General features: G+C 57.4%; 23 protein-coding genes and 2 pseudogenes. 13 read left to right on the top strand and 12 right to left on the bottom strand.

All coding sequences use genetic code 11. From position 1 onward, the window contains the following. Nucleotides 1–72 precede the first annotated feature (72 nt). Nucleotides 73–837 carry an NAD(P)H-binding protein gene (locus ASD03_RS35040; RefSeq protein WP_244494734.1) on the bottom strand — a complete coding sequence of 255 codons (765 nt, stop codon included), beginning with the start codon at nt 835–837 and terminating at the stop codon, nt 73–75. 349 nt (nt 838–1,186) lie between these two features. Between ASD03_RS35040 and ASD03_RS35035 the strand changes: the two genes are divergently transcribed. The 3 genes from ASD03_RS35035 (at nt 1,187) to ASD03_RS35025 (ending at nt 3,260) form a co-directional block, all read left to right on the top strand. Then, nucleotides 1,187–1,825: a response regulator gene (locus ASD03_RS35035; protein ID WP_057209121.1), complete on the top strand. Its 639-nt coding sequence runs from the start codon at nt 1,187–1,189 to the stop codon at nt 1,823–1,825. Nucleotides 1,826–1,951: 126 nt separating this feature from the next. Beyond that, nucleotides 1,952–2,431, top strand: a complete 480-nt coding sequence (locus tag ASD03_RS35030; RefSeq protein ID WP_057209118.1) for a carboxymuconolactone decarboxylase family protein — start codon at nt 1,952–1,954, stop codon at nt 2,429–2,431. 67 nt (nt 2,432–2,498) lie between these two features. Beyond that, a complete protein-coding gene (locus ASD03_RS35025; protein ID WP_057209115.1) occupies nt 2,499–3,260 on the top strand; it encodes an SDR family oxidoreductase in 762 nt (253 codons plus the stop codon). Nucleotides 3,261–3,354: 94 nt separating this feature from the next. Here the strand turns inward: ASD03_RS35025 and ASD03_RS35020 are convergent, their stop codons facing one another. Further along, nucleotides 3,355–4,251 (bottom strand): LysR family transcriptional regulator, encoded by an 897-nt coding sequence (locus ASD03_RS35020; RefSeq protein ID WP_057209113.1) that lies wholly within the window; start codon nt 4,249–4,251, stop codon nt 3,355–3,357. 391 nt (nt 4,252–4,642) lie between these two features. Here ASD03_RS35020 and ASD03_RS35015 point away from each other — a divergent pair, with 391 nt between their 5' ends. Together ASD03_RS35015 and ASD03_RS35010 are read left to right on the top strand one after the other, a co-directional pair. Continuing rightward, nucleotides 4,643–5,611 carry an alpha/beta hydrolase gene (locus ASD03_RS35015; protein ID WP_057218633.1) on the top strand — a complete coding sequence of 323 codons (969 nt, stop codon included), beginning with the start codon at nt 4,643–4,645 and terminating at the stop codon, nt 5,609–5,611. Nucleotides 5,612–5,847: 236 nt separating this feature from the next. Beyond that, complete coding sequence (locus ASD03_RS35010) at nt 5,848–6,327, top strand: carboxymuconolactone decarboxylase family protein (protein WP_057218632.1); 480 nt, start codon at nt 5,848–5,850, stop codon at nt 6,325–6,327. Between the two features lie 503 nt (nt 6,328–6,830). Here the strand turns inward: ASD03_RS35010 and ASD03_RS35005 are convergent. Continuing rightward, the gene (locus ASD03_RS35005; protein ID WP_057209105.1) at nt 6,831–7,466 is read right to left on the bottom strand and encodes a response regulator; all 636 of its coding nucleotides are present in this window, start codon (nt 7,464–7,466) and stop codon (nt 6,831–6,833) included. A gap of 309 nt (nt 7,467–7,775) precedes the next feature. On the opposite strand from ASD03_RS35005, the gene ASD03_RS35000 reads away from it, so the two are divergent. Both ASD03_RS35000 and ASD03_RS40975 read left to right on the top strand, forming a co-directional pair. Continuing rightward, on the top strand, nt 7,776–9,242 hold the full coding sequence (locus tag ASD03_RS35000) for a mechanosensitive ion channel family protein (protein WP_057209102.1): 1,467 nt from the start codon (nt 7,776–7,778) through the stop codon (nt 9,240–9,242). A 270-nt stretch (nt 9,243–9,512) separates the two neighbouring features. Beyond that, a complete protein-coding gene (locus ASD03_RS40975) occupies nt 9,513–9,701 on the top strand; it encodes a hypothetical protein (protein ID WP_082557482.1) in 189 nt (62 codons plus the stop codon). 34 nt (nt 9,702–9,735) lie between these two features. On the opposite strand, the gene ASD03_RS34995 is transcribed toward ASD03_RS40975, so the two are convergent. Both ASD03_RS34995 and ASD03_RS34990 read right to left on the bottom strand, forming a co-directional pair. Beyond that, nucleotides 9,736–11,352, bottom strand: a complete 1,617-nt coding sequence (locus tag ASD03_RS34995) for an ATP-binding protein (RefSeq protein ID WP_244494733.1) — start codon at nt 11,350–11,352, stop codon at nt 9,736–9,738. Nucleotides 11,353–11,522: 170 nt separating this feature from the next. After that, nucleotides 11,523–12,488, bottom strand: a complete 966-nt coding sequence (locus tag ASD03_RS34990; protein ID WP_057209098.1) for an SDR family NAD(P)-dependent oxidoreductase — start codon at nt 12,486–12,488, stop codon at nt 11,523–11,525. Between the two features lie 81 nt (nt 12,489–12,569). Between ASD03_RS34990 and ASD03_RS34985 the strand changes: the two genes are divergently transcribed. From ASD03_RS34985 to ASD03_RS34960, 5 genes are all read left to right on the top strand, one after another. Continuing rightward, the gene (locus ASD03_RS34985; protein WP_244494732.1) at nt 12,570–13,490 is read left to right on the top strand and encodes an AraC family transcriptional regulator; all 921 of its coding nucleotides are present in this window, start codon (nt 12,570–12,572) and stop codon (nt 13,488–13,490) included. A gap of 202 nt (nt 13,491–13,692) precedes the next feature. Beyond that, a complete protein-coding gene (locus ASD03_RS34980; RefSeq protein ID WP_057218696.1) occupies nt 13,693–14,082 on the top strand; it encodes a response regulator in 390 nt (129 codons plus the stop codon). A 449-nt stretch (nt 14,083–14,531) separates the two neighbouring features. Next, the gene (locus ASD03_RS34970; protein ID WP_057218631.1) at nt 14,532–15,215 is read left to right on the top strand and encodes a glutathione S-transferase family protein; all 684 of its coding nucleotides are present in this window, start codon (nt 14,532–14,534) and stop codon (nt 15,213–15,215) included. Next, a complete protein-coding gene (locus tag ASD03_RS34965; protein ID WP_057209084.1) occupies nt 15,212–15,556 on the top strand; it encodes a metalloregulator ArsR/SmtB family transcription factor in 345 nt (114 codons plus the stop codon). The genes ASD03_RS34970 and ASD03_RS34965 overlap by 4 nt, the downstream gene beginning before the upstream one ends. After that, on the top strand, nt 15,556–16,020 hold the full coding sequence (locus ASD03_RS34960; RefSeq protein WP_057218630.1) for an SRPBCC domain-containing protein: 465 nt from the start codon (nt 15,556–15,558) through the stop codon (nt 16,018–16,020). Before ASD03_RS34965 ends, ASD03_RS34960 begins: the two co-directional genes overlap by 1 nt. Nucleotides 16,021–16,876: 856 nt before the next feature. Here the strand turns inward: ASD03_RS34960 and ASD03_RS41210 are convergent. Continuing rightward, a pseudogene (locus ASD03_RS41210) lies at nt 16,877–17,416 on the bottom strand (ATP-binding cassette domain-containing protein); the annotation flags it as partial. 793 nt (nt 17,417–18,209) lie between these two features. On the opposite strand from ASD03_RS41210, the gene ASD03_RS34945 reads away from it, so the two are divergent. Beyond that, nucleotides 18,210–18,497 (top strand): hypothetical protein, encoded by a 288-nt coding sequence (locus ASD03_RS34945; RefSeq protein ID WP_057218627.1) that lies wholly within the window; start codon nt 18,210–18,212, stop codon nt 18,495–18,497. A 72-nt stretch (nt 18,498–18,569) separates the two neighbouring features. On the opposite strand, the pseudogene ASD03_RS40960 reads toward ASD03_RS34945, so the two are convergent. The 6 genes and pseudogenes from ASD03_RS40960 to ASD03_RS34920 form a co-directional block, all read right to left on the bottom strand. Next, a pseudogene (locus ASD03_RS40960) lies at nt 18,570–18,745 on the bottom strand (NADH oxidase); the annotation flags it as partial. A 99-nt stretch (nt 18,746–18,844) separates the two neighbouring features. Further along, a complete protein-coding gene (locus ASD03_RS34940) occupies nt 18,845–19,924 on the bottom strand; it encodes a glycine betaine/L-proline ABC transporter ATP-binding protein (protein ID WP_057218625.1) in 1,080 nt (359 codons plus the stop codon). Beyond that, nucleotides 19,917–20,804 (bottom strand): proline/glycine betaine ABC transporter permease, encoded by an 888-nt coding sequence (locus ASD03_RS34935; RefSeq protein WP_057209225.1) that lies wholly within the window; start codon nt 20,802–20,804, stop codon nt 19,917–19,919. The genes ASD03_RS34940 and ASD03_RS34935 overlap by 8 nt, the downstream gene beginning before the upstream one ends. 102 nt (nt 20,805–20,906) lie before the next feature. Continuing rightward, entirely contained in the window at nt 20,907–21,908 is a 1,002-nt protein-coding gene (locus tag ASD03_RS34930) for an ABC transporter substrate-binding protein (RefSeq protein ID WP_057218624.1), read from the bottom strand. 66 nt (nt 21,909–21,974) lie between these two features. Next, a complete protein-coding gene (locus tag ASD03_RS34925; protein ID WP_057218623.1) occupies nt 21,975–22,775 on the bottom strand; it encodes a pyrroline-5-carboxylate reductase dimerization domain-containing protein in 801 nt (266 codons plus the stop codon). A 7-nt stretch (nt 22,776–22,782) separates the two neighbouring features. After that, a complete protein-coding gene (locus ASD03_RS34920) occupies nt 22,783–23,412 on the bottom strand; it encodes a TetR/AcrR family transcriptional regulator (RefSeq protein WP_057218622.1) in 630 nt (209 codons plus the stop codon). Nucleotides 23,413–23,547 lie beyond the last annotated feature (135 nt).

Raw genomic sequence — 23,547 nt, 5'->3', positions numbered from 1 at the left:
GATGATGGAAAGGACGATGCAATTTGCACCGCCCTTTACATCATCTAACCGAACGGAAGCTGCGGTTACTCTCTAACCGGCAATGCTCTTGGTAAGCCACTCGTGGAAAGACAACTTGCCAGAGATGGTTTGCTTCATGGGCAAAAGCCCGTCAGGAGATAATGCTACACCGAAGTATAGTGCGTCCTTGTCGAGACTGACCGGGCGATTGTCCGCGGTGGCAGTGAGCAATTCGCGGGCCAGATCGGCGAGTTCGATGGATTGCGGTCCACCAAGTTCGACGACGGTGTTTTGCGGCACGGCCACCGCCAGCTTGGTGATCCAGTTTGCCGCTTCGTCTGCTGAGACCGGACGTACGGCGATCGCCGGCAGGCGTAAATCTCCGTTGACCGCCGCAGCGTTCACGATACCGCTGAAGAACTCGAAGAATTGGGTGGAACGGACGATCGTGTAAGGCAATCCGGAGGACCGGATCAGGTTTTCCTGGACGAGTTTGGCGCGGAAGTAATCATTCTCAACCATACGGTCCGTTCCAACGACGGAGAGCGCCAGATAATGCCGGACCCCGGACGTCTTGGCTGCAGCGAGCAGGTTCTTCCCCGATTGCCTGAAGAACGTCAGGGCATCGCCATCTCCGAACGAGCCGGAATTTGTAACGTCGATCACCACATCGGCACCTTCCAGTGCCTTTTCCAGACCCTCACCGGTCAAGGCATCGACCCCTGTTTTCTTCGATGCAGCCACGACATCGTGTCCGTCCTCTTGCAGTCTGCCGACGATCCTGGAACCCATGGCGCCGCTCGCGCCGATTACCGCTACTTTCATCTCGAACTCCATCCGATGCATGACGAGTGGATGATAGGCCTTTGGCCCGGGCGTTCGACTAAACGAAGTTATGGGTTGACCCCCGATTGTTGCAATCTAGCCTCCAATCCCTGTACTTTATCCATTAGCTCAAGGTCCGGTTTCCACGACCCACGTGACAGTGAAGAACATGCCGCAGGGTATAGGACCGCATAGACCAAGGTGTACGGTCACGAGCTCCCTCATCCGTGTTAAATATTGCTTCAACGGCAAGACAAGCCGTCATAACCTTCGCTGTGCGTGCGGGTTTGAACCGTCGGTCGGACAACGCATATCTCAAGTGTATACGGGCCGTTGCGCGATAAAAGTTGAGGGCAATCTGATGCAACACACTCAACCCAAGATGGAAGACGCTGCCGAGCCGATTGTGTACGTCGTTGACGACGACGAGGCGATGCGAGAAGCGTTGCTTGATCTGTTCATGGTGACCAACAAGCGGGCGACGGCATTTTCCAACGGTCCCGAGTTTTTGGAAACGGCTGATATCTGTGCGCCAGGTTGCCTCGTACTCGATTTCCGAATGCCGGGAGGAACTGGCCTGGATCTTCAAGAACGTCTGTCGAAGGCCGGTAGTCGTCTTCCCGTGATCTTTCTGACAGGTCATGCGGACATCCTGACGAGTGTAAAGGCAATGAAGGCGGGGGCGATGGATTTCATCATCAAACCTTTCGCCGATCAGGATCTCCTTGATGCGGTGGATCGAGCCATCAAGCTCGATTCCGAACGACGCAAGGTGGACGCGGAACGGAATCGAATCCAAGCATTGGTCGACACCCTCACGCCCCGCGAATTGGAGGTGATGTTTGCGGTCGTCAGCGGGCTGATGAACAAACAGGTCGCGTATCAGCTCGGTATCAGCGAAATGACCGTGAAGCTCCATCGCATGAGCCTCATGCGCAAGATGCAGGCTCGCTCGCTCGCGGATCTCGTTCGGAAGGTCGAGCAAGTTCGACGGAACTGAGAAGCCGACAAGCCGCACACGCCCCCCAAACCTATGGTTAGCTATGAGCCCAATCGTAATTCCCTAGATTTGCATCTGCCGACAGTCACACCAGTGGACCGACGGATCAAATATAGGAACTACACAATGACACGGCGCATTAATTTCGCGAAGGAATCGCCCAATCTCATGAAGAAGTTCATGGAATTCGTGACGGCGACCAAGGAAAACTCCGTCGAGGAATCCATTCGCAACCTGGTCAACGTTCGCATCGCGCAGCTCAACAACTGCACCTATTGCCTCGACATGCACATCAAGCAGGCGAAGATCCAGGGCGAGCGTGAACTGCGCCTCTACCACGTGGCATCTTGGCGTGAATCCACGCTTTTTGCACCACGGGAGCGCGCAGCCCTCGCATGGGCGGAAATCGTGACGAAACTGCCGGATCTCGGCGTTCCCGACGAAATCTATGAACGCGTTCGTTCGCATCTCAGCGAGAAGGAAATCTCCGATCTCACTTTTGCTGTCATGTCGGCGAACGCGTGGACCCGCGTAAATGCCGCGTTCAAGTCAGTACCGGGCTCGTCCGATGCCATGCTCGGCCTCGACAAAGCAGACCTGAAGTAATTAACGCGGCGCACCGGATCGACTGGTGCGCTTTCCAGCTGGAATTCTCATACTCAAGGAGCGAACTATGAAGATCGTCGTTATCGGTGGAACCGGCCTCATCGGCTCGAAATTGGTCAAGCGCCTTCAGGGGAAGGGGCATGAAGTCATTGCCGCATCGCCAGCATCCGGAGTGAATACAATCACCGGCGAGGGGCTGGAGAAGACATTGGCCGGAGCGCAAGTCGTGGTGGACGTTGCAAACTCGCCGTCCTTTGAAGACAACGCGGTCATGGAATTCTTCCAGACATCCGGCCGCAACCTGATGGCCGCTGAAGAAGTCGCCGGCGTGAAGCATCACGTCGCGCTTTCGGTCGTTGGAACCGAACGTCTTCAGGCGAGCGGCTATTTTCGGGCGAAACTGGCCCAGGAAAAGATTATCAAGGAAGCGAAAATTCCTTACACGCTGGTTCACTCGACGCAATTTTTCGAGTTCATGTTCGGCATCGCCCAATCTGGGACCGAGGGTGAAAAAGTTCATCTCTCGCCCGCCATGATGCAGCCGATCTTGTCGGATGACGTGGCTGACGCTCTCGCCGATCTGGTGCTTGGCCAACCTCGCAATGCCATCGTTGAAATTGCAGGCCCGGAGCCCATCAAGATCGCAGATGCCGTCACGAAATACCTCCGGCAGATCGGAGACAACCGGGAGATCGTCGTTGACAACAAGACGCGATACTTCGGCGCTCTTCTAGACGACACGACCCTGATGCCTGCCGCCGGTGTGCGGCTCGGCGCAGTTGGCTTTTCGGAGTGGGTAAAGACGGCCACTCCGCCGCCGGCGCGCTAACGCCTTTGTCGGAGCCGATGAAGGCTCCGGTTTTCCCTCTCATGCGCGAGCGCTCGTACAGTTCTGCTCGCTATTGGCAGCTATCACGGTCAGGCTATTCCCTTGCCGAGGATCGCATCAACGTTGCGACGAAGTCGGTAAACAGCTGCAGTCGGAAGCTCGGCAATCTGCCTGATGCATGCACAGCCTGGAACGGAACGGTTTGCAATTTCACGTGCGGAAGGAGCTCGATAAGAAGACCCCGATCAATATCGTCCTGGACCGTCCGCTTTATCAGATGTGCTGCACCGACGCCGCTCAGCGCCGCATCGCGGATGGCCGTGGCTGAATCCAGGTCGATCCGGCCTGACGGCAAGATGCTGCCGCCGTCAACGAAGCCGATGGGATAGGGTTTGCCATCTGCGACATATCGGGCGAATGGTATGTTCTTCAGTTGGCCAAGGCTCTCGATATCTCCATGCTTGCGGAGAAAGGAAGGCGATGCGACGAGCGTCATGTCGAGGTGCGAGAGTGTCTTGCACATCAGGCCTGTCTGCTCGACCTGGCCGACCCTGAACGCCACGTCATAGTTTTCCCTCAGGAGATCGACGTGCCGGTCCGTCATGCCAACAGACAACGAAATCTCGGGGTACATCGGGACGAACTCGGTGAATATCGGTTCCAGAATCATCCGGCCGAGTTCGCTGGGCAGACTGGCACGCAGATGACCTGCGGGCGCCCGATAAGACTGAACCGTCTCTGCGGAACTGTCGATCTGCTCGAGCAACGGCATTATCTTGTCGTAGAAGGCTTCGCCTTCCTGCGTCATTGCCAGAAGTCGGGTCGAGCGGCGGAACAGATGCACGCCCAGCAGGCGTTCCAAACGCGAGATGCTTTTTGAAATTGACGATGGCGTCGCTCCGAGGCTGCGGGCAGCCGCACTGAAGGAGCCTGCCTGAACCGTGCGAACGAATGCTATCAGTCCGGTTGCTTCCCTCAGCAGCCTAAGCATGTCGTGATCTCCGACTTTAATTTGTTGTGATGCTCTGATCGTTGCCAGGGCGCGCAAGTCTTACCGCTCTCTTCCTGATCGAGACATCAAACAGAAGTTTGGGTTGCCTTGCATGCGCCAGAAGCACCTATCAAGCTTTGTCGAAGCGATCGGCGACATGGACGCCGGGTGAAACGGCCCGCTCCGTCCGATACCTTTTCCCAAATACATGATCCTGCCTGTCGCCGTCAAAGGATGCGTTCGCCCAAACTTAGGTGTACGAAACGAACGTATAGCTACAACCAATCACATCGATTGGTACGGTTAGTCGCCGGATTTGTAGATCGATGAAGTTTAGATCCTCAGATTTACACGGTTTATTTTCCAATATTTCTTTGAATAGGAGATGAACATGAACCTGGGTTCCACCACGCCGACGCGGCGAGACATGATGACAGGCACACTGGGACTTGCTGCCGCGACAACGGCAATTGCCGCCAGCTCGGCGCGAGCCAAGGAGCCCGCCAAGGGTGCCGGACATCGGTCCGATGGCGAATACGTCACGTCGAAAGATGGTACTGCAATTTTCTATAAGGACTGGGGTCCGAAAAGCGCGCAGCCGATCGTATTCCATCATGGATGGCCCCTTAGCGGCGATGACTGGGACGCCCAGATGCTGTTCTTCCTCGGCAAGGGCTTCCGCGTCGTTGCGCATGACCGGCGCGGCCACGGTCGCTCCGCCCAGGTAAGCGATGGACACGATATGGATCACTATGCAGCGGATGTTGCTGCTGTGATAGAGCACCTCGATCTTCGCAACGCAGTTCACATCGGCCATTCCACCGGGGGCGGTGAGGCGGCTCACTATGCGGCCCGTCATGGAAAGGAGCGCGTTTCCAAGCTTGTCCTTATTGGCGCTGTCCCGCCGATCATGGTCAAGACCTCGGCCAACCCTGGCGGCCTTCCAATCGAGGTCTTCGACGGCTTGCGCTCCGGTCTGGCGGCTGACAGGTCTCAATTCTACCTCGATCTTGCCGGCGGCCCCTTCTATAGTTTCAACCGGGAGGGAGCGAAGCGCTCTGAGGCGATAGTCCAAAACTGGTGGCGCCAGGGCATGGCGGGTGCCGCAAACGCCCACTATCTTGGCATTAAGGCGTTCTCTGAAACGGACTTTACTGACGATCTGAAATCAATCGATGTACCGACCCTCGTCCTCCACGGAGATGACGATCAGATCGTGCCGATCGCAGACTCCGCCCTCCTTTCGGCAAAGCTCCTGAAGAACGCGACGCTGAAGGTTTACAAGGGGCTTCCCCATGGGATGGCGACCACCCACGCCGGTCTTATCAACGAAGATCTGCTGGAATTTATCGTGGCTTGATGATGCGAGAGGGTGCCGTCGGCGCCCTCTTTTCCTCGAAAGCGTCGATACCTATTCAGCGGGCGGGCTACTCCCGCCTGCAAGGCACTTTTGAGGGATTTTGCGACATCGAAACGGCGGCAATCCAAACAGACGTATAGCTGTTCGCTCGAGGGTCGCTTGGGCACGATGATTGCGCCGCATGCAAAGCTTGTTTGCGCGTGGAAAATTTCATTCCACACCATGGATGATGGACAATGACCCAACGCCTCAATTACGCTCAACTTTCGCCGGACCTCTTCAAGGCTCTTATGGCGCTTAGCAACGAAGTCAAGAAAGGCACGATCGAGCAGTCTATTCTCGACTTGGTCGACATTCGCGCATCGCAGATCAACGGCTGCGCGTTCTGCCTCGATATGCACTCCAAGGAAGCGACTATGCATGGCGAGCGCCCGCTTCGCCTTCACCACGTTGCCGTGTGGCGCGACTCGACCCTTTTCTCCTCCCGCGAGCGGGCAGCGCTTGCCTGGACCGAAGCCTTGACCAAAGTCTCTGATAGCGGCGTCCCGGACGAGCTCTACGAAAAGGTCCGGGGGCAATTGTCTGAGAAGGAAATTTCCGATCTCACCTTCCAGATCATGGCGATCAATGCATGGAATCGCGCCAGCATCGCGGTCAAAGCTGTGCCCGGCTCCGCCGACAAGGTTTTCGGCCTTGATAAGGCGCAACTGGCCTAACGAGCAATGGGTGGCCGGTGACCTTACGGCCGCCCTCCAATTTACTGCGGTCCTGACCTCGGTCAGCGACCGCGATGGACCTCCTATCTCAATCGCCAGCTGCTTCAATGGGCCGGCATCGAGGATAAGGAGGGTGGAGCGACGCAAAAGTGCCAGCCAGTTGGCAGGGTTGATCGTCGAAATCGTCCACTCGGACGATCGTAAACGCGTTTCGGGCCAATCTCGATCGCTCGTTCAAGTCGAGTGCCGACGCGCGAGCAGCTGATGGCTGAAACAAGGAGGGATGGAAGGGATGTCCGATCGAAGCGTCGACGTTCTCATCTTACGGCTGAGACGCAGAGAAGCCTTCGAACCCGCCATTGATCAAGACGCAGCGCGGAGCCAGGTATCTCCTCGACGCGGACGTGTCCGTCATTACCCAGGCTCGACAGCGGTGATGCTGCCCATCTGCCACCAACCGGAGTTCGTTGTGAAATGTCGCTCGAGGCATACACGTGCGATGTTCACTGAAGCAGTTCGGATTTTCTCACGAGGTCACTGAGAGAGCGGGCCTGCATCTTTCTCATGGCGCTCCCGCGATGAAGCTTGACCATAATTTCGCTGATCCCCAATTCATAGGCGACCTGCTTGTTCATCAGACCATCTGTCACAAGCTTCATCACTTGCCTTTCGCGCGGTGTGAGGCTTGCCGCACACTCGCGAACATGTCTCAGTTTGGAAGTGATCTCACGCTGTTTTTTGCCCTCCTCGATCGCGGTGGTAACCGCGCTAATGAGTTCGTCTGGCTGGAATGGCTTCAAGAGAAAGTCGATGGCTCCCGCTTTCATGGCGGAGACGCTCGTCGTTACATCTCCGTCTCCAGTCATGAAGACAATCGGTACATCGAAGCCGGCTTCCGACAGCCTTCGCTGAAATTCTATACCGCTCACGCCCGGCAAATTGACATCAAGCAACAGGCAACCGACAGCATGCGGGTCGCCTCGGTGGTTAAAATCGGTTGTGTCGACGAAGGCCTCGGCCTGCATCCCTACGGCTTCGAAAAGTTCGAGCAGCGACAAGCGAAGTTGCTCGTCGTCGTCGATAATGTTCACTACCGGAATGTCGGTGGTTGTCTCAACGTTGTTTGCGTGTTCAGGCACGGCATCGCTCCCTCAGTTGTCAAGCTTCGACACTTCGTGGACCGCGATTTTACTCCAAAGGACTGAGCTGGCTATAAAACCAACGTTTGCTGCGTGCGGGGTGAGCGGCGGCAGCGGAGCTGCCTCCGCCGTCGGCAATCGAACTCACACCTTCGTTCCTACAGCAAGCTGTACCTTCGTTTGGGTTCCTGCGTGTCCGTGCGAAGGCTACAGCCTTGCACAGTGGCTCCCGTCGATCTGTGCCGCCGCGCTGACGCGAGTCTCTCATATTTTCGCGCGATGCCGGCGAACCGTTAATCGGAGCACACCATGCCGACGCCCCTTCCTTTAGTGCCGCTCGTAATGCTGAACCTGCTTGGGCTGGCGGGAATTATAGTCTGGCATCTGCAGGGACGAGGTCGCCCCAATGCACGACTTGTCGTTCAGATCATCTTCTTCGCTGCGATGACGGCAGCTCTTTTGGCTGCGCAGGTTGCACCTTTCCGGTTTGAGAGAATCCACGAAGAAGTGTTTGCGCGGTTTCTCGTCGACTGCGGTAAGGTCTTGTGGTGGACGCACCTTGCCTGGGCAGTGATCGGTTTTACGCGCATCTACATAGTGCTGGACAAGCGACCCAGGGAAGCGCGCCTTATCCAAGATCTCCTGGTGGCCGTCGTCTATCTCGGCACTACTCTTTCAATGATGGCATTCGTCTTCGGCATGCCGATCGGTACACTTCTTGCAACCTCGGGCGTCGTGGCGATCATTCTAGGCCTTGCCTTGCAGAATACATTGTCGGACGTCTTCTCCGGCATCGCCCTGACGATTGGGCGTCCCTATGTTCTGGGCGACTGGATTCTGCTGGCAGACGGAACTGAGGGAAGAGTTGTCGCTAGCAATTGGCGGGCGACCTGCATCCTTACATCGGCAAACAATCTCATCGTGCTTCCAAATAGTGTGCTTGCCAAGCTCGGCCTGACGAATTTCAGCCGCCCGACGGAAACGCACCAGATCAAACTGCCAATAAGAATCTCTCCCACGCTCCCACCGAGCGAATCGATGGAAGTCTTGAGTCTGGCTCTCGATAGCTGCAAGTTGATCTCCAGAGAGGCGCCGCCAACGGTGGCGCTCAAGAAGATGGATGGTATGGGCATAGACGTGGAACTGCTCTTCTATGTCTCCACTCCGGGCGAACGCGTGGCTGCATGCAATGAGGTCATCGATGCCGTCTTCCGCCATTGCGCGGAAAATGGCGTCTCGCTCGCGATGCCGGCCGGCTCCTATGTGTTTGGCACACAATCTCCCATCGGGAGCCACCTGACGCCGACGATGCTCTCTGCGAGGGAGTTGCTGCGGGCCGTGCCTGCTTTTGCTGGATTGCCTCTCGACGAGCGCAACGCGCTTGGTAGTCAAGCGACGACCCGGCAGTTTCCTGCAGGTGCGACAATCGTGACAGAGAATGAGACGTTTTCGAGTTTGATGATCATACAGTCCGGTATTGTCTGCAAGCGGTGGAACGGAAAGGATATCGAGCGGCTTTATCCTGGAGAAATCTTCGGCGCGCGCAGTCTGCTTTCGGACACACCGGAGAGCGGCAGTTTCGAGGCGCTGACCGAAATCTCCATTTCTGTCATCGCAAAGGAGGCGCTCGATAAAGTTATCGGATCTCACCCACAATTGGCGAAAGATCTTGCATCGAGGCTTTCCAGGACCATATCCGATGAGCAATCAGATACTGACACTCCTCTCTCCCAGACGGAAAAAACACCCGTTCTATGGGCTATGACCAACGGGTAGAGATTTAGATCCCGTGTTGGGATTCGACCGTTCGGGCGCGGCGAAAACCCAAGCGAAAGTGGCCGTTACGGCGGCTCTGTATAGAGTTGGCCCAGAACGCTGTCACGGACACGCCTTCGGGCTCCGCGTCCCAACTCCGGCAGCACCTTGACTAACTTCCGTATAGTTTCGGCTCCTATCCCCTCGGTCTAGCATTGCGACACCTGATGTTTCCCATGTCTTTGCCAAAGGGAGCTGGTGGTTGAGTGAGATGTAGATGGAATTGGCTCGATGCCGTCGAATGAGGCCGGATGGTTTTCTCGCCGGGAAGCGCAACCTTTACTGGAAGTATCGGAGTACCGCCGGCACGCGGGTGTAGATGAGGCGGAGGAGCGGCGGCTGATTACCTTGCTAGGTCGATATGCGTCCCGCCACGAGCTACAGATGAATATCATTCGCTCGCTTCGCCGGGTTCGCTAGCACCCAATTATCGCCAGCCGCTGTGCGAAAGACATCATGCGGGAAGCGTTATCTCGAAAACAGTGCCACCCCCGGCAGCATTCCCAGCCTTGAGAGTGCCGCCATTTGCCTCCACCATGCTGACGCAGATGGCGAGGCCGATCCCCAAGCCGTATGGTTTTGTGCTCTGGAATGCTGCAAACAACTTACCCATGATAGCAGGCGATATCCCCGGGCCGTTATCCATGACGGACATCCTAACCGAAGTGGTGCCGGCGTGCGCCAAACCGATCCGGATCATTTTCCTGGGGCCGTCCATGCTCTCCATTGCCTGGATTGCATTGGCGATCAGGTTAACTAACACCTGCTGAAGCTCGATCCTGACTGCGTTCACCGCAGGCAAATCCCTTTCGGACTCGACGCGGATGTCGACCTTGGCGCGAAGCAGATCCGGCGTCATCAATGCACAGGTTTCGTCGACCAGCGACATCAGATCCAAGACCTCTGGCATGCGTCGTTCTTGCCTTAGCAGGCGCCGAGTATTCTCGATAATGTCGCTTGCGCGCTTGCAGTCCCGCACCAGTCGTTCCGCTGATCGCCGCACCGCGACGAGGTTGGGCGGGGCCCTGGACAACCACTTCAACAGGGTTTGAGTGTTGACAGTCAGAGCGGCGAGCGGTTGGTTGAGTTCGTGGGCAAGCGAGGCAGATAGGGCGCCCACGGTTGCGGCTCTTGCTGCTTTGGCCAACTCGGCCTGCGCCTCCAACAGCGCCTTCTGTGTCATCTCTCGTTGTGTGATGTCGACCATTCCGACAACGACGCGGTCAAAGGCAGCCGTGTCTTCCGGAAAGCGCAGACTGATGATCACCTGCCGGGTCTCGGCGTCGTGCCTGACGATAGTTCCGGTCTGCTCGAGGCTTTTTCGTTCATTGAAAATCGCATCAAGGAGGTTGATGGTCGTTTCACGGTCGGCCAGGACGTGACCTGCCATCGCGACGGCGGTTCCTTTTGTCGCTGCATGGCCAAGCAGTTCGATGGCAGCATCGTTTGCAGCAATCGTCCTGACCAAACGGGCGCATTTTTCCACGACGTCAGGATTACCAAGGGCATATGCTCGAAAGTCGGGGATGCCTTCACGCTTGAGTGACAAAAGATAGGTTCTTGCTGAAGAATAGTCGCGCTCCCATAAGGCGACCCGGCTTTGTTCGAAGATCGAGCGATAACGGCGCTCGCTGTCGCGAAGCGCCTTGTTCGATGCGATGAGTTCGGTGCGAGCTGCAGCGTTCCTGAGGATGAGTGCACAGGTAACGGAAATGGCTGAAAGCGAAACCGTCAGGCGAAGCAGACTGGAGATGTCGAAAATGAAACCGTGACCCATCGTGTAAGAGACGACAGTCAGAATATTACATGTCACGCCTACGAAAATTACCCCTTGTCGGCTCAGCAAGCCCGCCGAGAGTAGCATCACGACTACATAGAGCACCGCTATCGCGCTCTCGATTGTCGTAAACGCATCGATGTAGAAGACCGCAGCACCAAGAGCTGCGGCCGCAACTGTATTAGCGATATCAAAAGGCGTAGCGTTTCGAACGCTACCTTTGGTCACCGGGTCTTTACGGATCTGTTGATTGCCGTTTTTCGCCGAGCGACGCCGAAAGGCGGAATTGTCCAAGGCGATACGGGCATGATCTGGGAGCGGCGTCAAAAGCGGTATGTCATCAATGGCTAGTGTCGATGGATAGACGCTATCAGCAGCCGGCTTCGGTGAGGACTATACTCGTGGATAGGTGCAGCTGTGATTTTGTCGGCCCACCTGCAGCCGGGTCGGTGTTCACCGATATTTCATCCAGCAAAGGCTCCAGTCATCGAAACCGATGCGTCCCAGAGACGCCGTGCCGCAACAGGATCGATTGCCCAACTTGCAACCCCCTTGCTGCCTAATTCGCCGTTGTAGGGTTGGGCGACGCCGAAGTCTTCGAGATATTCGCCTCCAAACCCATCAAGCTCGGGGCTGGCACCTGCCCAGACCATTGAAGCGGCGCCTTGTTGCGGGGTCTTGCGGCCGTTCGCTGGATCGATGCGCAGGTTTCCATCTGCATCGTATGCGTCGAACCGTGCCAAGTATTCCGGCGTCAGGTGCCTGACGATATCGGTCAGGATTTGGCCCGGATGCAAGGAAAAGGCGCGCACGCCGACTTCGCGTCCGCGCCTGTCGAGCTCAACCGCGAACAGTGCGTTTGCTGTTTTGGCCTGACCATAGGCGAGCACGCTGTCATAGGCGCGGCGGACGAAATGGATATCGTCGAAATCGATACCTCCCGCCTGATGTGCGCGTGAGGAAACACTGACAACACGCGCGCCATTCGCGCGCGTGAGCGCCGGCCATAGAGCCGCGGTCAGTTGGAAATGGCCGAGGTGATTGATCGCAAACTGCCCCTCGTGGCCGTCCGAGTTGCGCCACAGTGGGGTTGCCATGACGCCGGCACTATTGATCAGCATCGATATGGGTCGCCCACTGGAAACGACTTCTGCCCCGAATGCCGCAATCTCGCTGGGAACCGAGAGGTCCAGATCTGCGATCGTTACGTTGCGCAGATGTGCAAGATTTCGTTGGGCCTTTGAGCAGTCCCGCGCCGGAACGATGACGGTAGCGCCGACGCTGGCAAGCGCGCGTGTTGCCTCCAGACCTAGACCTGAATAGCCGCCAGTGACAACGGCGGTCGTGCCATTTAGGTCAAGCCCTTCGACCACCTGCTGTGCTGTGCTGGCAACACCAAAACGCGAGTTAATGAGATTCGGATTGTGCATGTATGGCTCCGTGATGCTTGTGCCAGGGATATATCGGCACTACCTCTGGAGGATCCATCATCAAGGCGCCAAAGTACTGTCGTGATCGTCCAAAAGCACAACGAAGATGCACTCTCATCCATTCTGGAATGTCTTGGCGCCCGAACCCTCTGCTCGATGCGATTGGAGGCTGGCGGGAGTTGGGCCGTCCATTTTCCCTTGCCGCGGGTACTCAAGTTCGATTTTGTTCGGCGCGGCGAATGCTGGCTACGCCTCAGTGGCGCCGAGCCAGTGCGGATCAACGCTGGTGATTGTATCATCGTAGCCGGCGTCCACTATGAGCTTGCCAACGCTCCGGATACGCCGGCCCTTCCTGCACAGGAGGTGTTTTCGCCAGCGGGACCCGCACAAATCGGCGCTGTGACGGACTTCACTGTCCTCGGTGGGACGCTTCAACTCGACGCTGGCGACGTTCTGTTCGTAACGGGCGTGTTACCTTCCGTTGTCGTAATACGGGCGGATGAAATGGCACCAGTAGGGTGGCTATTGGAGCATCTGGATCACGAATGGGACAGCGGCAGGCCTGGAGCTCGACTGGCGAGTAACGACCTCATGCGCCTTGCTTTCATTCACGTATTGCGTGCGCATTTGGCGAAGCTCGACGAGGGCGTCGGATGGCTTCACGCTCTGATTGATCGAAACTTGGGCCCAGCGATGCGAGCCATTCACGCAGATCCGACTCGTGCCTGGACGGTCAGCGAACTGGCGCGCATCGCCGGGCAATCGCGGTCTGGGTTTGCGGCAAGATTTCGCGCTCATGTGGGATTGTCGCCAATGGACTATATCGCCCGTTGGCGGGTGAGATTGGCATCCGCCAAGCTCCGCGGAAGCAATTTGCCGATATCACATATCGGCCAGGAACTTGGATTTGCGACTGACAGTGGATTTAGTGCCATGTTTCGCCGGGTGATGGGCATGTCTCCCCGACAATACCGCCGGAAGCAGGCCGATCTGCACACATGATCGAGGTGACATAGTTCTCCGGAGTGATAGGGCTCCTGGAAGAAGGAACCAATCGCCAAATGCCTCGTTCACCTTAAGATTGTTTTAACGAGAAGTGCCGTGACAATGCGTTGTGCTTTCGCTAGCCATTGGTGCAGGTGGAGAAGATTGCATGCCGCAGTCTGTTCAAGTGACAGTGCATGGCCAGGAGGACCGTTCATCCATGGCAATCGATGGGGAACAGGAACAGCAGGCAAGTAAACAGAGACCCGTCGTTGCAGTCGTCGATGACGATCCGGTTGTGCTCGAAGCGCTGGAAGACTTGCTGGAATCGGCCGGTTATTCTGCGCGCGGGTTCCCGTCTGCCGCGTCTTTGCTTTCCAACGGTCTCTCCGGGTTGGATGTCATAATCACCGATATTGGAATGCCAGGAATGGATGGCTTTGAACTCTGCGATGCCGTGAACTCTGTTCGGCCGGAAATGCCGGTTTTCTTGATGACCGGCCGCCACGACATTGAAGGCAAACGGAGCGAAACATCGAACTTGGGGATATTCCGCAAGCCGTTCGACACCCGAGTTCTTCTTGCGGCGGTCAAAGACGCATTAGCTTGACGAGATGAAAGCGAAGGGATGCCGGCGACAATGTGCGAGCCGCTTTCCACTCGGCAAGATCTCTCTTGCCTGCGCGTGGCGCAGACCCGAAGCGTTCAAGATCTTTCTGCCGATGGATCGCAAGCCAGTCCTTGAGGTTGGAGATGCGCAAGTTCGCGCCGGGCGTGCGCGGGCGCTGCATCGCCCGGTGCGCTTCCTCCAGTCCTCCGGCAACGGCTTGGCTGGATGCCAAGAGGGCAGCCGCGACCAGCAGATTCGGCAAGTGAGCCGAACGGCATGGGCAACATTGTCGGACGCGCCTTCCGTTTTCGGGTGATCGGACCGGTGCTACTCCCTGCAGTCTATCGCCATTCGAAATCGCAAAAAGGTTTCCAAGAAAGAAAACTGTTGTTGCGTCGATGGCAGGGCAGGTCTATAAGTTTCCAATGTTGGAAACTTAGGAGTGACCCATGCTGACGCTCTACATCCACCCACTTGCCTCCTTCTGCCACAAGGTTCTCATAAGCCTTTATGAAAGCGAGCTGGTCTTTGAGGCAAGGACGGTGGATTTCTCCGATCCGGGATCGGCCGCAGCGCATTTTGAACGTTGGCCTGTCGGGAAGATTCCCGTGTTGCATGATAGCGCAACAGGTCGCGTCGTGCCCGAGACGAGCATCATCATTGAGTATCTGCAGACGCGATACCCCGAGCAATTCCGCTTCCTCCCTGACGACGCACGGCTGCGGCTGGACACGCGGCTCTGGGATCGCTTCTATGATCTCCATGTCAGTGTGCCCATGCAGAAGATCGTCACGGACCGGATCAGGCCGGCCGGAGCCGGAGATCCGTACGGAGTTGCCGAGGCGCATGAGGCGCTCGAGACGGCCTATGCAATGATCGAGACGCAGCTATCGGGAAAGGCCTGGGCGGTGGGTGACGACTTCACGCTGGCGGATTGCGCCGCCTTCCCAGCCTTGTTTTTCGCATCCGTCGTTCATCCGATTGGAGGCGTGAGGCCCGCGTTGTCCTCCTATCTGGATCGGCTCCTGTCACGCCCGTCGGTGGCGCGTGTAATGGACGAGGCACGTCCCTTCTTCCGGTTTTTCCCTTATAAGGAGGCCCTGCCAGAGCGCTTCCGGGAGAAGACTGAATGAAGAACACACCGCAGACGAATTTCGATCGGATGTTTCATGCTCTCTCGGATCCTTACCGAAGAGCCTTCATCGAGCAGCTTTCGAAGGGACCGGCCGCGGTGAAGGAACTCGCTGCACCAGCGGCCGTGCAACTTCCGGCGGTCCTGAAGCACCTTCGTGTCCTCGAGGAAGGCGGCATCGTCATCTCCGAAAAGGTCGGCCGCGTGCGGACCTACCGGATGCGCCCAGACGCCTTTCGTGCAGTGGGCAACTGGATCGATGAGCGCCAGAGCGAGATGAACGATGCCTTCGATCGACTGGCTATTCTGATGGCGCAAACACCGGAAAAGAAGGATCACTGATGGGAGTCAATGTCGACCACCGCACGTTCGTCATCAAGCGCGCACTGCCGGGTAGCCCCGCTCACGCATTTCGCTTTTGGTCTGATCGTGCCTTGAAGCGACAATGGAATGCCTGTCATCCCGACTGGCATGTGCTGGAAGATCGGTTCGACTTCCGAGTCGATGGTTGCGAACGCTTGGTCTGGCGCATGCCTCAGGGGATCGTTCAGGAGATGACCGCTCATTTCCTCGAAATCGCCGAGCGGCAACGCATAGTTTATGCCTATACGATGCGGACAGATGGCCGAAGCTTTTCTTCATCTCTTGTAACCGTGGAGTTCGAAAGCACGCCTACAGGAACCGAGATGACCTTCACCGAGCAAGCCATGTTTGCAGATGTCAAGCACGCAGAGAGAAGAGAAAGTGGCACAGGCGTTGGATTTGATCGGCTGTACCAGGCTATGGAAGCTGCCTCGATTGGGTGATGGGCCTGAACTCCCGCTTTTGGTGCAATACGGGCTTTTGTCGTGCAATTTCTGTTTTTACTTACGCATCATAGCAGTGGCATGATTCCGTTCCTCGAAGCGCGCATCTGACCGGGCTCGGATCAGCTTCGCGGGGGCGCCTCAAACAGAACCTACGTGACGCACCTTGATGGTCCAACGCCGCCTAGCCTTCGCTACCGGTGGCGCTGTTGCACCTCGCGCCAGCCATATTGCCCGTCCGTGACTTTTCCTTCGAGCGCGGCATCAGTTCGATCTGGACATCCTTCATGTGCGACGGGCTGACCGTGTCCGCGCTGATGCCAAAGGTGTCGATGCCGAAACGGTCACCAACGGTTTTTCGATTTTGCCTTCGGTGACTTTCTTGTCACATAGATCGCGGCTGATGCAGCCTTGCTGCACTCGTAGAGGTTTGGCCGCTGTCGTCCAAATCGCCCCCCTCGCTGAGAGGTGTTGCTGCGATTGTCTTGATTTGTCGAGCGAGAGCCGCAAGCTTTTTTGCAAGATCCTGTAATTCGATCGGTGAAGCCGCGCGCTCGCGGGTGTCCTTGACGCTAGGTCCGTGCACGGTGTCCTCCTCTCCCATTGGACATAAGCACAATGTATATTTCAAAAACGGAATATAAGACTACCTCCCAAAACGCGCTATGATCGCGGTACACAGCCAATGGTTTATTTAGCAAAGGTGGCTGTCGCGTTGCCTCGCTATGGCTTGAAGTAGCCGGCTTTCGACCTAAGCGACCGGCATGGGCCGAGCCAAACTTTCTAGACGCGTCAGCGATGATGCTGGAAATCGATGGCGCTTGTAGCTAACAGGGGCCCGGATAATCGTCGCCAGTTATAAGCAAACAAAATCATGGCAGGTTAACGTGAGATCATCGCGACGAGGAATGTAGCCACGACTGCCGTTGATCAGGGTGCGGGTGTAGGGGTGGATAACGGCCCGCTTGATCAGCTGCCGCTTTTCCGCAACTTCGACGAAGCCACCATCCTGCATCATGGCAACGCGGTCGCACAGGTGAGCGACCACGGCGAGATCGTGGCTGACGAGGATATATGTCAGCCCTTCTCGCTCACGCAGATCTTTCAGCAGGTTCAGGATCTCGGCCTGGATGGACACGTCGAGCGCCGACGTCGGTTCATCGAGCAGTAGAATGTGGGGTGACAGAGCCCCCGGGCAATGGCCACGCGCTGGCGCTGGCCGCCGGACAGCTGATGCGGGAACCGATATCGAAAATTCTGTGGCAATCCAACATCTTCGAGTGCTTTGTTCACCCCGTTCCTGGCGCCGATCCAGCCCATGGATCTCCAGTGGCTCCAGAAGCGTGCGACCGATCGCGTGCCGCGGGTGGATGGAACCGAATGGGTCCTGAAACAGCTGCGAGCCTAATCACCGGCGCGAACCTGCTGGGTGGAAGGTGGATGATTCGTCGCCTGAGGCGGGGCTGCGTTCGACGAAGTTGGGTTAATCTCGGGAAGGTGATCGTCGAGGGCGAGGACCGGTATGGCGAGGGCGTCAAATGTCGCGGCCCGGCTTCGAGACCGGGCGAGATATGGTCTCGCCAAAGGTCACCAGAGGTTGAGAATAAGCTGGTTTCCGGCCTCGAGCCGATGAGCGCAGAAGGTGAAGAATATCGCGGAACCGGTGCAGGCTTTCCGCGTCATCCTTGAAGGACAAGTTCCACGCCAATCAAAGCGCATGGGCTGTTCGTCGAATGCATAAAACAGCGCCTGGCCGACGACGCGCTTGGCGCCACGCCCGCCGAGCGCTGCCTGAGGGAACCTTTCCTTTGGTTTCGATTTGAATCTTAGAAAGACGACAAAATTGGAGACCAGCTGTGGACTTCGAGACGATCGGCCGTCGGCGTCTGATGATGCGCTTGCCGGCGTATCGACGGCAGCTAGAAACGCTGAAAATCCTCCCTAAAGGACCTCCTAAAGGCCTACGGGTTCGCGGCCATTCAGAGGGACCAGGTGCGTGCGGTTGAAGGCCACAAAACGCGCCATGCCCGACTGGATTGCGACTGCGCGAGGATCGAGATGGATGTTGTTCGGCTGCTCACGAATGTCGCCGCCCGGGCCGTAAAGGCATAGACCCCACCAGGAACTTTTCTTAGCAGTCAGAGTTGGACCGCTGCGGTTACTGCTTGTGGCCAAAACGGAGCAAGAAAATGAACCTGGAAAAGATCGGCAGAGCACGCATGATGCTACGGCTGCCTGCCTACGGGCGCTTACTTTCCGAGTTAAGAAGCCGATCGATGATCGAGATTTTCATTGCCTATGCCGAGGCGTCAATCCAACTCGATGTGCTGCGCAGCACCGACACTCCCGATGGGGTCTTGATTGAAGAATACGACCAGATTTGCTTGAAGATCGAAAACAGTATCGAGCCATATCTGAGGACGCTGACCGAGCAAAGCCTTACAAGTCACGCGACCAAAGAAACGCAGGCGCGATAGCACGCATCAACTACCCGGGAACCGCAGTAGGAAGCAGCTAAACTTAGCCGCGTTGGATCTGAACGAGAATGGGTTCGGCAGGATCGAAACGCGATCGTCGGAATGCCAGAAGTTGCCGCGGGTCAAAACGGCCGCAGATGAACCGGCATTGGTTCGACGACAATCATCGCGGCGATCCCGATTGCCCGTTCTGTGTAGTAGGCTGCATGACGTTCCGTCGGGCGGCCCTCCACCGCCGTGTTTGCCGTCAGTAGGGATTGAGTTGGTAGTGCCTCGGCCACCTCGCGCTTTCGGGGCAAAGGCCGGCCACCCGGAGCATGCAGCGTTTGGGCGACCGACCAGTCATGTCACGCGGCGGTAGCTGCGACCGTCATTGTGCGATCGTAGGCTTCATGCGCATTGACCATCGCACCGGCCAGCTGGCGAAACGTGACGGTGCCGAGAGGCTTGCCGGAAGAATCGACGACGGTGATGTCGCCTTCGGGTGCAGCTGTGAGCGCACGTACCGCCTCTTCGATCGTGAAATCGGCGGGAATCCGTTGCCCGCTATCGACAGCGCCCGCCCCAAGTGGCGTCATGATGGCCTCAACATGCACGACGCGGCCCCGGTTCACCTCCTTCACGAAGTTCGCGACATAGTCGTCGGCGGGTCTCAACACGATATCCTGGCTGGTCCCCTGCTGTATGACCTCGCCGTCGCGCAGAATGGCGATCTGGTCGCCGAGCCTCAAAGCCTCGTCGAGGTCGTGGGTGATGAAGACGATCGTCTTCTTGATCTCCTTTTGCAGGTCCAGAAGCACCGTCTGCATATCCGTGCGGATGAGCGGGTCGAGTGCCGAATAAGCCTCATCCATCAAGAGCACCGGTGCGTCGTTGGCAAGCGCCCGGGCAAGGCCGACGCGCTGCTGCATGCCGCCCGACAGCTGGTTCGGGTACTTCTGCTCGAAACCTCTGAGCCCGACGCGCTCCAGCCATCGCATGGCGGTATCGATGCTCTGCGCGTGAGACACACTCTGGATTTCAAGGCCGAAGATAGTGTTGTCGAGCACGCTGCGGTGCGGAAGAAGGGCAAACTTCTGGAATACCATGGCCGTCTGGTGACGACGGAATTCGCGCAAATCCTTATCCGGCATCTTCACCACATCGATGCCGTCGACGAGGACTTCGCCGGCTGTCGGGTCGATCAGCCGGTTGATGTGGCGGATGAGCGTCGATTTGCCCGATCCGGAAAGCCCCATGATCACCTGAATGGAGCCCGACGGCATTTCGATGTTGATGTCGCGAAGTCCGAGCACGTGTCCGTGCCGCTCATTCAGTTCGGTCTTGGTCAGACCGCTCCTGACGGCCTCGACATGAGCCTGCGCATTCGGCCCGAAGATCTTGTAGAGATGGCGGATCGCGATGCCGCCGAAAGCATGGTCAGCCATGGACAACCTCCCGATGCTTCTGGAGCCGTTCACCATAGGCCTGACTGACACGGTCGAACATGATAGCAATGCCGACGATGGCAAGGCCATTGAAGATGCCGAGCGTGAAGTATTGGTTCGCGATCGCTTTGAGCACCGGCTGGCCAAGACCTTGAACGCCGATCATCGAAGCGATGACGACCATGGCGAGCGCCATCATGATGGTCTGGTTGATGCCGGCCATGATGGTTGGAAGCGCTAGGGGCAGCTGCACCTTGAAAAGCTTCTGTCTGTTGTCAGCGCCAAAGGCGTCGGCCGCCTCCAGCACATCCTTGTCGACGAGACGAATGCCGAGATTGGTGAGCCGGATCATCGGCGGGATGGCATAGATGACAACGGCGATCAGACCGGGAACCTTGCCGATGCCGAGCAGCATGACGACGGGTATCAGGTAAACAAAGCTCGGCATGGTCTGCATCACGTCGAGCACGGGATTGACGATCCGCTGGACCTTGTCCGAGCGCGACATCAGAATGCCGGTCGGCAGTCCGATCGCGATCGACAGAACGGTGCACACGAAGATCATCGAGATCGTCCGCATCGTGTCGTCCCACATGCCGAAGTAGCCGATCAACAACAGCGTCGCGAGACAGCCGCCGACGATCCGCAGGCTCCTCGTGGCTGCCCAGGCGATGACCAGGATCAGGAGCGTGATGATCGGCCAAGGCGTCTTGGTCATGAACCGATCGGCGGCGATCAGAAAATGCTGCAGGGGCGTGAAGAAGCCCTCGATCAGGTCGCCGTAGCTGCGCGTAAAGCCGCGAAAAGTCTCGTCGATGACCTTCTTCAGATCTCGAAGTGCGTTGTCGTTCATGTGAGGAAATTGATAAAACCAGTCCATTCGGTTCCCCTTCTCGAAAGAGCCGATCCGTTCTTGTTGTTATATCGGCACGCACGGTGCGGTGTGCCGAAAGCGCACCGCACCGGCGTTCGGCAGTGGTGATTAAAGCGCAGCCTCGATCTTGGTGGCGGCCTCCGGGGAAACCCACTTCTTCCAGATATCCGGGTTTTCTTCGAGGAAGTGCTTGGCACCTTCTTCGCCGCTCGCCTGGTTGTCGGTCATCCAGGCCATGAGCTTGGCGATCGTCTCATTGCTCCAGGAGCGTTTGTTGAGATAATCCATGACCTCGGGGCCTGCCTTTTCGGAAAAGGGCTTGGCGACGAGCGTAACGATCGTGTCGACCGGCCATGCGCTGGGTTTGGGGTCGGTGCATTCGGCAACCGTAATGCAGCGCTTCCACTCGGCCGTATTGTATGGCACGCCGGCTTGCAGCTGCACCATCTCGTATTTGCCGAGAAGGGCGGTCGGCGCCCAGTAGTAGCCGACCCAGCCTTCCTTGCGTTCGTAGGCCTTGGCGATTGAACCGTCGAGACCTGCGGCGGATCCGGTGTCAACGAGAGTCCAGCCGGCTTTTTCAGCTTCGAAGGCCTTGTACAGCTGTGCGGTTACGACGGTGCCTCCCCAACCCTGCGGCCCGTTGAAGATTGCCCCCTTGCTCGGGTCTTCAGGATCCTTGATAAGATCGGGATGTTTCAGGAGGTCGGGAATTGTCTTGATGTCGGGGTGGGCATCGGCAAAGTACTTCGGGATCCACCAGCCTTGGATGCCGCCGTCGGGAAGGGGAGAGCCAACCTTGACGATGCGACCTTCCTCCGTACCTTTCTTGACCACGTCGGGCAGCAGATCGATCCAGGCTTCCGGCGCGATATCAGGCTCGCCTTTTTCCGCCATCGACGTGATGGTTGGGACGGTGTCTCCGATGGTGATCTCGGCGCTGCAGCCGTAACCTTCATTGAGGATGATCTTGTCGAGGTTGGAAATTACCTCGGCACTTTGCCAATTCATGCTGGCGATTGTGACGCCGCCGCAGTCCGCAGCATTGGCGAGCGACGAACCAGTGACGGTTCCAAGAAACAGGCATGTCGATGCAAGCAAGCGTTTCATTATCGTTCCCTCTTTTGGCGGCTTATCTTTTGAAAGCGGAGTGCCGCGGAACCCGCCCTTACGGCGCTAGGAGGCTTCCCCCATGCCAACCGATTTCCTCAATGCAGCCGTCAACCCGCGCGAAACGGCATCATCGAACCCGGCCGCGCGCATCTCCTCGATCGCGGCAGCTGTGGTGCCGCGATAGTCAAGGAAGGTCTGGACTGTTTCACTGGGACAGTCGTCCCGCTGTTCCAGCAGCCGGCCCGCACCCACCATGAGGGTGTTGACGGCCCGCTTGGCGATCTCGGGCGACAGTCCATGCGAGATGGCGTCTGTCATCATCGCTTCGGCGAGCAGCGCCGGAAAGGCGGGCCCCGATCCGGTGAGGCCGGTCAGATAGTCGATTTCCGCCTCTTCGCACACTTCATCTTGAGAGCCGCAGGCATCGAATATAGCCCGCACGATCGCCCGATCATCTTTTCGCAAGCCGGCCGTGGCGATCCAAGGCGTGTAGGACTTTCGAACTTCGGCCGCCGCATTCGGCAGGGCACGAACCACACGGTCCGTCCGGTGGTGCGCACAAAGAGCGCTCAGGCGAATACCCGCCATGACGGAGATGAGAAGCTTGCCTTCGGCATCGACGTTCAGGGTGGGCCAGTCCGCCGGGCGGACGGAGAGAACGATAACGTCAGAGCGGTCGGCGAGTGCCTGGTTGTCTGATGTCCAGGAGGAGCGGTTGAAACGGTAGGGACGCTCGCGGCGATAGGAGAGGGACAGGTTTTCAGGTTCAACGACGCCTGCGCCGACAATGGCTTTGGCTATTGCGCCGCCCAGCCATCCGGCACCACCAAGTACGCCAACCCTCAAAGGTCCGCCCGTTTCCATTGTTCTCTCACTCTGCTTTGTAGCCATGCCGGGCGTAGAAGCGGTCGAGCTCCCTCTGCTGCGGCGTTTGTCCGGTATAAATCGCGATGTAATCCGGAATGCGCCTCATACGGAGCGCCAGGTCCTCCTTGGACTGCATCGAGATGTATCCAATCTGGACCAGGTAGGTTGTTCGCGCGCGAACATCCGCTGGTCCCGCCTCGTAGCCGAAACGCATAAACATGCGGCCCAGCGCCTCCATTCTGACCTGATCGGCCTGCTGGACTTCGGCCAGTATCTCCGGCGATTGCAGCGCCCAGCTACGAACGGCGAATTCGAACTGGGAGTCAAACAGCTCCTTGCTCACCCAGCAGTCGAAAACGTTCAGCATCGCCTCGGCCAGGGACTCCGCATAGGCTTCGGATTGCTTGACGAGGTTACCCGTATTCTTCTCCCTCCAGCGCGCAATGAGAGCGTTCAACAGTTCCTCGCGGTCCTTGAAGAACCAATAGAAGCTAGTCCGGGAAAGATTGAGCCGTTTGGCCAACGGCAGGATCTTCACCGACTCCACGCCAGACTCGAGCAGGGAGTCGTAGGCCGCTTCGAGCCACCCCTCCTGAGAACCGCGCCAGCCGGTGTCACTCATCGCCTGTTCCATGATTACCTCCTAACAAATCCAAAGGACTGCTTCAAGCAAAATGTACACGAGTGTCGAAGTTCCAAACTACGGTGTTTTTGTTTGTTGACACCTGTGTACATTTTCGCTTACCGTTGCGAATTAAAGTCCCTTAAA

It is taken from the genome of Ensifer sp. Root127 (genome assembly GCF_001425225.1).
Lineage (GTDB): Bacteria > Pseudomonadota > Alphaproteobacteria > Rhizobiales > Rhizobiaceae > Ensifer > Ensifer canadensis.
The sequence above is the reverse complement of the archived record's forward strand: the minus strand, read 5'-3'. Positions and strand labels throughout refer to the sequence as shown.

Bases quoted from the DNA above. Each gene is read 5' to 3' on its own strand.
- ASD03_RS35040 (WP_244494734.1), bottom strand. From the start codon at position 837: ATGGAGTTCGAGATGAAAGTAGCGGTAATCGGCGCGAGCGGCGCCATG.
- ASD03_RS35035 (WP_057209121.1), top strand. From the start codon at position 1,187: ATGCAACACACTCAACCCAAGATGGAAGACGCTGCCGAGCCGATTGTG.
- ASD03_RS35030 (WP_057209118.1), top strand. From the start codon at position 1,952: ATGACACGGCGCATTAATTTCGCGAAGGAATCGCCCAATCTCATGAAG.
- ASD03_RS35025 (WP_057209115.1), top strand. From the start codon at position 2,499: ATGAAGATCGTCGTTATCGGTGGAACCGGCCTCATCGGCTCGAAATTG.
- ASD03_RS35020 (WP_057209113.1), bottom strand. From the start codon at position 4,251: ATGCTTAGGCTGCTGAGGGAAGCAACCGGACTGATAGCATTCGTTCGC.
- ASD03_RS35015 (WP_057218633.1), top strand. From the start codon at position 4,643: ATGAACCTGGGTTCCACCACGCCGACGCGGCGAGACATGATGACAGGC.
- ASD03_RS35010 (WP_057218632.1), top strand. From the start codon at position 5,848: ATGACCCAACGCCTCAATTACGCTCAACTTTCGCCGGACCTCTTCAAG.
- ASD03_RS35000 (WP_057209102.1), top strand. From the start codon at position 7,776: ATGCCGACGCCCCTTCCTTTAGTGCCGCTCGTAATGCTGAACCTGCTT.
- ASD03_RS40975 (WP_082557482.1), top strand. From the start codon at position 9,513: ATGCCGTCGAATGAGGCCGGATGGTTTTCTCGCCGGGAAGCGCAACCT.
- ASD03_RS34990 (WP_057209098.1), bottom strand. From the start codon at position 12,488: ATGCACAATCCGAATCTCATTAACTCGCGTTTTGGTGTTGCCAGCACA.
- ASD03_RS34980 (WP_057218696.1), top strand. From the start codon at position 13,693: ATGGCAATCGATGGGGAACAGGAACAGCAGGCAAGTAAACAGAGACCC.
- ASD03_RS34970 (WP_057218631.1), top strand. From the start codon at position 14,532: ATGCTGACGCTCTACATCCACCCACTTGCCTCCTTCTGCCACAAGGTT.
- ASD03_RS34965 (WP_057209084.1), top strand. From the start codon at position 15,212: ATGAAGAACACACCGCAGACGAATTTCGATCGGATGTTTCATGCTCTC.
- ASD03_RS34960 (WP_057218630.1), top strand. From the start codon at position 15,556: ATGGGAGTCAATGTCGACCACCGCACGTTCGTCATCAAGCGCGCACTG.
- ASD03_RS34945 (WP_057218627.1), top strand. From the start codon at position 18,210: ATGAACCTGGAAAAGATCGGCAGAGCACGCATGATGCTACGGCTGCCT.
- ASD03_RS34940 (WP_057218625.1), bottom strand. From the start codon at position 19,924: ATGGCTGACCATGCTTTCGGCGGCATCGCGATCCGCCATCTCTACAAG.
- ASD03_RS34935 (WP_057209225.1), bottom strand. From the start codon at position 20,804: ATGGACTGGTTTTATCAATTTCCTCACATGAACGACAACGCACTTCGA.
- ASD03_RS34930 (WP_057218624.1), bottom strand. From the start codon at position 21,908: ATGAAACGCTTGCTTGCATCGACATGCCTGTTTCTTGGAACCGTCACT.
- ASD03_RS34925 (WP_057218623.1), bottom strand. From the start codon at position 22,775: ATGGAAACGGGCGGACCTTTGAGGGTTGGCGTACTTGGTGGTGCCGGA.
- ASD03_RS34920 (WP_057218622.1), bottom strand. From the start codon at position 23,412: ATGGAACAGGCGATGAGTGACACCGGCTGGCGCGGTTCTCAGGAGGGG.